A 5,895-nucleotide genomic window follows, 5' to 3' on the forward strand; every position below is an offset into this window, starting at 1 on the left:
TCGTCAAACATGCGGCTTTGCGGCACATCGGCCAGCAGGCGCTGCGAGTCGACCAGCGGCGCGGAGGTTTTGGCGTCCAGCGTAAAGCCCAGGGCACTGAGCTTGGCGGCAAAGCGCACGGCGCGGATGATGCGCACCGGGTCTTCGCGGTAACGCTGCGCCGGGTCGCCAATCATGCGCAGGGTTTTCTTTTTGGCGTCCTGCAAGCCCTTGTGGTAATCGACCAGGATTTGCGTCTCGGGGTCGTAGTACATGGCATTCAGGGTGAAGTCGCGCCGGGTGGCGTCTTCATCCTGCGGGCCCCAGACGTTGTCGCGCAGCACGCGGCCACTGGAGCCCACGGCATGCTGCATGCCCGCCAGGGCACTGCGGCTGGTTTTTTCGTTGCCAGCGACCTGCTCGGCGGCCACGTTATCGACCTGGGCGCGGAAGGTGGAGACTTCAATGACTTCGTTCTCACGCCCCCGCCCGTGGACGACGTGGACGATGCGAAAGCGTTTGCCGATGATGAAAGCGCGCCGAAACAGCCCCTTGACCTGCTCGGGCGTGGCGTTGGTGGCCACGTCAAAGTCTTTGGGGCGCAGGCCCAGCAGCAAATCACGCACGGCGCCGCCGACGATGTAGGCCTCAAAGCCCGCATCCTTGAGCGTGCGCACCACGTCCACGGCACGGTAGTCCACCCGCTCGGGGTCAATACCGTGGACGGTGGCAGGCACCTCCTCGCGCTTGCCAAAAGGCGAGGCACTGGCGCGGCGCCCAGCCGGGGTGGCTTTGGCGATGAGTTTGTCGATAAATTTCTTGATCATGGTGTGGCAGAAAACAGGTCGAGGATGCGCCAGCCGCGCTGCACGGCCAGTTCGCGCAGACGCGCATCGGGGTTGGTGGCCACGGGCGTGTTGACCTTTTCGAGCAGGGGAATGTCGTTGGTGGAGTCGCTGTAAAACGTGCTGTGCACATCGCCCCAGCCCCACTGGCGCTGGGCCAGCCACTGCTCCATGCGGCGCACTTTGCCTTCGCGCATGTTGGGCTCGCCCAGCACGTTGCCGGTAAACCAGCCTTGGGTGTCGCGCTCCAGCTCGGTGGCCAGCAGTTCGCCCACGCCCAGCGCCTGGGCGATGGGGCGGGTCACAAACTCGTTGGTGGCCGTGATGATGAGAACATGATCGCCCGCCTGCTGGTGCTGGCGCAGCAGCTCCAGCGCCTGGGGCCGAATCGCCGGGGCGATCACTTCGCGCATGAACTGCGCGTGGGCGGCGGCGGCGGCCTCGGGGCCTTGCTGGCGCACGGCTTCGGTGGCAAAACGCACGTAGGCGCGGATATCGAGCGTGCCCGCCTGGTAATGGGCAAAAAATTCGGCGTTGCGGCGGCCAAACTCCTGTGCATCCGTCCAGCCGATGCGGGTGGTGAACTCGCCCCACTCGAAGTCGGAGTCAATGGGCAACAGGGTGTGGTCGAGGTCGAACAGGGCCAACCGGGGGGCAGATGCCGGGGTGTCAGGGGTCATGCGGTACGAAAAAAAACAGTAGCGTGGAAAAAAGGATCAGGTGCCATCACTCGGTATCGAGCATGTCCTTGAGCAATGGGATGGTGATGGCCCGCTGGGTGCGCAGCGCATGCTGGTCGAGCTTGTCGAGCAACTGCATCAGGCTGCCCAGGTCGCGCGAGAAGCGCCGCAGCATGTAGTCCATCACCTCATCGCCCAAAGCCACCCCGCGCGCCTCGGCCTCCTGGCGCAGCACGGCGCGGCGCTCGGCCTCGCCCAGCAGGTGCAGCTGGAACACATGGCCCCAGCCCAGGCGGCTGCGCAGGTCGGCGCGCAGCGGCAAATCGGGCGGCGGCAGGGTGCCCGCAGCCAGCACCCAGCGCGGCACGCCGTTGGCCGGGCTCATGGCGTTGATGAACCAGTTGAAGGCCACGTTCTGCTGCGAGGTGCTGTAGAGGTGAACATCGTCCAGGATGACAACGCTCCAGCGCTCGTCAAAGGCCGGGGCGTACTTGCTGCTGGCATCGCGCCAGCCAACACTGGCGCCCTGCTCGCGCAAGGCTTCGCGCACGGCCTTGAGCAAATGGGATTTGCCGCTGCCAGCCTCACCCCACAGGTAGGTGGGCACGGGTTCAGTGCCTGCCGATTCGCCCAGCGCTTGCCACAGGTGCTGCAACGCAGCGGTGTTGGGCCCGGCAAAAAACCGCTCCAGCGTGGGCGCGGGCGCCAGTCCGATGTCCAGGGCCAGCTGCTTCACGGCTGCGGCCCCGCCAGGTGCATGGCAGCGCATGAAAAAGGGGCAAATCGTGGCATGAAGGCGGCTGGCGTGGTGAGAGAAAGCAGTGGAAAAACCAGGAGCGTGTGCTGCACCAGGGTTGCTGGCGGGCCATCGTGCGGGACGGGCATTTTGGCTGTCACGCCTGCTACCGCACAGATGCCTGGGGCCATCTTGGGGCCGCACTGGGTGCGCAGCCCGTAGAATCTGCGCAAATTTTAGTCTGTCGGCACGTTGGTTCGTGTCGCACCCGCCATGAGCTCTTCTGCCCCCACCCCTACCCCCTTGTCCTACAAAGATGCTGGCGTTGACATTGACGCTGGCGACGCCCTGATCGAACGCATCAAACCGCTGGCCAAAAAGACCATGCGCGAAGGCGTGATGGCTGGCATTGGCGGCTTCGGTGCGCTGTTCGAAGTGCCCAAGCGCTACCAGGAGCCCGTACTGGTGTCTGGCACCGATGGCGTGGGCACCAAGCTCAAGCTGGCCTTTGAATGGAACATGCACGACACCGTGGGCATCGACCTGGTGGCCATGAGCGTCAACGATGTGCTGGTGCAAGGCGCCGAACCGTTGTTCTTCCTGGACTACTTTGCCTGCGGCAAGCTGGACGTGGACACTGCCGCTGCCGTGGTCGGTGGCATCGCCCGTGGCTGCGAACTCTCGGGCTGCGCGCTGATTGGCGGCGAAACCGCCGAAATGCCTGGCATGTACCCCGCCGGTGAATACGACCTGGCCGGCTTTGCCGTGGGCGCGGTCGAAAAATCCAAAATCCTCACCGGCACGAGCGTGCAAGCGGGCGACGTGGTGCTGGGCCTGGCCTCCAGCGGCGTGCATTCCAACGGTTTCAGCCTGGTGCGCAAGTGCATCGAGCGCGCGGGCGCCAGCGCCCCGGCCACACTGGACGGCAAGCCGTTCAAGCAAGCCATCATGGAGCCGACACGCCTGTACGTGAAAAACGTGCTGACCGCGCTGGCCGCACACCCCATCAAGGCGCTGGCCCACATCACGGGCGGTGGCCTGCTGGAGAACATCCCGCGTGTACTGCCCGAGGGCCTTGCCGCCCACCTGCAAAAAGGCAGCTGGCCACAAACCGAACTGTTTGCCTGGCTGCAAGCCACCGCCGGCATTGACGACACCGAGATGAACCGCACGTTCAACAACGGCATCGGCATGGTCGTCGTGGTGCCCGCCGAGCACGCCGAAGCCACCGCCGCCACGCTGCGCGCCGCCGGTGAGCAGGTTTACACGATAGGTGCCATCGCCCCGCGCGGCGACGGTGCTGCCGTCGTCGTGCGCTGAAGCGCTTTCGCCAGCGAGCACGCACGATGGGGCACCCGCCGCCCTCGAACACCTCCCGCGACCTTGCACCCCTTGCGGCGTGGCCCGGCCCACGCGGTGTGGTCATTGCCAGCTATCTCCTCATGGGGGCAGCGCTGCTGCTGGTGATGTGGCGCGGCCTGCTGCCAGGCCTGCTGTGCGTTTGCCTGGGCTTTTTGCTGACCCGCTGGCTGGTACCGCGCTTTGCCTGGTTGGGGCGGCGCGGGCCAGGTGCCACTGCCGATGCACCCCCCCGCGCAGCGCAGGTGCTGGCGGCTGCACTGGTCATGCTCTCGCCGCTGACGCTGGTGGTGCTGGGCCTGTCGCACTCGCGCGGCTATATCGTTGATGCCCCCCAGCAGTACCGCGAGTTGCTGGACTACATGGCCCGCACCGTACTGGAATTGCGCCAAAAGCTCCCCCCCGACATTGCCGCGCAGCTGCCCGAGGGCGCCGTCGAAATACAGCGCACGATTGCCAGCTACCTGGGCGCCAAAGCAGGGGCACTGGCCATGGCCGGGCGCGTCTGGCTGGGTGGTTTGCTGTTCGCCTACGTGGGGCTGTTGATTGGTGCCCTGGCTGCCGTGCGCAAAGTCGGCCCCGCACGCGGGCCGCTGGCGCAGGCGCTGGTGTTGCGCATTGCACGCTTTGGCGAGGCTTTTCGCCAGATCGTGGCCGCGCAGTTCTGGATTGCCGCTTTCAACACCCTGCTGACAGCGCTGTTTTTGCTGTTCGTGCTGCCGTGGTGGGAGATTGCCCTGCCCTACACCCCCGTACTCATCACCCTGACCTTTGTGGCCGGGCTGGTGCCCATTGTGGGCAACCTGCTGTGCAACGTGGTGATCACGATTGTGGGCCTGTCGGTGTCGCCCGTGGCGGCGCTGGCGTGCCTGGGCTTTCTGGTGCTGATCCACAAGGCCGAGTACGTGATCAACGCCAAAGTGGTGGGCCAGCGCACGCACATGGGTGTATGGGAGCTGCTCTCGGTGATGTTTGTGGCCGAGGCGGTGTTCGGCCCCGCCGGTCTGGTGGCAGCGCCCCTGTTTTACGCCTACCTGAAAAAAGAACTGCACGCAGCCGGGCTGGTGTAAGCGGCCATCAACCACTATCAAATCAATAGCTGGATGCGCCCATCCTGCGGGCCTTGAAGCCCTATTTGGCTGCTGATTTCTTGAATTCCCGCGCCACAAATGCCCAGACCAGTGCCGAGGCATCGGGCCCGGCAGGGTCGCTGAAGTGCAGGCCGGGCGCGCCGCCACTCCAGGCATGGCGCAGGCCGACAATCTCTCGCACCACCACCACCGTGCGGCCTCTGGCCCTGAATTGCGTCACGCGCATCGGGTAGCGCTTGCCGCGCTGCTGGGCGCGCACGGTGCCAGCCCGGGCGCCCAGCGCCTGGGCCCACAGCTGCGCCGTCTGCGCCGCATTGCGCACCGACACGATGCCATCGGCATCGCCATGCAGCACCAGCAAGGGCGGCAAAGGCGCTGATAAAGCACTGGTGCCCGGCGATACCGCGCTGGCATGGGGCAAAGGCAATTGCCCTGCGCGGTGGCCCCGCATGGCGGCCAACGCCGTGGCAGCCGAATCTGCCGTGCCGGGCGCAACGCCCGAGTGCATGGCCACGGCACAAAAATGCGCCGGGTAACGCGCTGCCATCAGCACCGCCATCGAGGCGCCCGCCGACAAGCCCGCCACCGCCACCCGCGCCAGATCGACCGGGTGGTGCAGCGCCACCTGCTGGACTGCGGCCAGCAGCGTGGCCGCCTCGGCGTCCGGCCTGCCACTGCGCGCGCCATACCAGTTCCAGCAGCCCCGGGCATTGGCCAGCCGCTCCTGCTCGGGGTAGAGCACCAGAAAGCGATGGCGCGCTGCCAACCGGTTCATGCGCGAGCTGCTGGCCAAGTCCGCGCCAGTCTGGTCGCAGCCGTGCAGCATGACCATGAGCGGCAGCTTTTCAGCACTGCGCAAGGCCAGACCTGGCGGAACGTACAAATGAAATCGCCGCGCACCAGCAGGGCCGGTGGCCACACCGGCGATCCAGTCGCCCTGGGGCGCCAGGGATTTGCGGCGCGCCACCGCGCCCGTGGGCTGACGGTGCGCCGTCTTGGCAGTCGGGACTGCCTCGTGGATGGCCTCTTTCACTGCCGCCTTGACCGCAGATTTCACCGCCGCCTTCACGGCCTTGGTGGCTTGGGCGCGGGCGGGCCGGGTAACGCGGGCCAGGGTCTTGAGATTGCGCTGGTAGGCCCGTGTGAGCGCAGACAGCGAGAACAAGGCAGAGCGACGCGGCATGGTATGAAGGGCGCTGCGAACC

At 66.2% G+C, this 5,895-nt stretch carries 6 protein-coding genes; 2 read left to right on the top strand and 4 right to left on the bottom strand.

Features of this window, described 5'->3' with window-relative positions:
* The 3 genes from PHX69_RS14845 to hda form a co-directional block, all read right to left on the bottom strand.
* A partial coding sequence (locus PHX69_RS14845; protein WP_502958546.1) for a tRNA nucleotidyltransferase/poly(A) polymerase family protein occupies positions 1–806 on the bottom strand: 806 nt, incomplete at its 3' end.
* A complete protein-coding gene (locus PHX69_RS14850; protein WP_288044725.1) occupies positions 803–1,504 on the bottom strand; it encodes a histidinol-phosphatase in 702 nt (233 codons plus the stop codon). The genes PHX69_RS14845 and PHX69_RS14850, both read right to left, overlap by 4 nt.
* A 46-nt stretch (positions 1,505–1,550) precedes the next feature.
* Entirely contained in the window at positions 1,551–2,240 is a 690-nt protein-coding gene (gene hda, locus PHX69_RS14855) for a DnaA regulatory inactivator Hda (protein ID WP_119012971.1), read from the bottom strand.
* A 273-nt stretch (positions 2,241–2,513) separates the two neighbouring features.
* On the opposite strand from hda, the gene purM reads away from it, so the two are divergent.
* Positions 2,514–3,560 carry a phosphoribosylformylglycinamidine cyclo-ligase gene (gene purM / locus PHX69_RS14860; RefSeq protein ID WP_288044727.1) on the top strand — a complete coding sequence of 349 codons (1,047 nt, stop codon included), beginning with the start codon at positions 2,514–2,516 and terminating at the stop codon, positions 3,558–3,560.
* 26 nt (positions 3,561–3,586) lie between these two features.
* Positions 3,587–4,669 carry an AI-2E family transporter gene (locus PHX69_RS14865; protein ID WP_288044730.1) on the top strand — a complete coding sequence of 361 codons (1,083 nt, stop codon included), beginning with the start codon at positions 3,587–3,589 and terminating at the stop codon, positions 4,667–4,669.
* A 61-nt stretch (positions 4,670–4,730) separates the two neighbouring features.
* Here the strand turns inward: PHX69_RS14865 and PHX69_RS14870 are convergent, their stop codons facing one another.
* A complete protein-coding gene (locus PHX69_RS14870) occupies positions 4,731–5,873 on the bottom strand; it encodes an extracellular catalytic domain type 1 short-chain-length polyhydroxyalkanoate depolymerase (protein WP_288044731.1) in 1,143 nt (380 codons plus the stop codon).
* Positions 5,874–5,895: the final 22 nt, after the last annotated feature.

The organism is Simplicispira sp., from assembly GCF_028687295.1.
In the GTDB taxonomy this organism is placed as follows: Bacteria; Pseudomonadota; Gammaproteobacteria; order Burkholderiales; family Burkholderiaceae_C; genus Simplicispira; species Simplicispira metamorpha.

Bases quoted from the DNA above. Each gene is read 5' to 3' on its own strand.
- PHX69_RS14850 (WP_288044725.1), bottom strand. From the start codon at position 1,504: ATGACCCCTGACACCCCGGCATCTGCCCCCCGGTTGGCCCTGTTCGAC.
- PHX69_RS14865 (WP_288044730.1), top strand. From the start codon at position 3,587: ATGGGGCACCCGCCGCCCTCGAACACCTCCCGCGACCTTGCACCCCTT.
- PHX69_RS14870 (WP_288044731.1), bottom strand. From the start codon at position 5,873: ATGCCGCGTCGCTCTGCCTTGTTCTCGCTGTCTGCGCTCACACGGGCC.
- purM (WP_288044727.1), top strand. From the start codon at position 2,514: ATGAGCTCTTCTGCCCCCACCCCTACCCCCTTGTCCTACAAAGATGCT.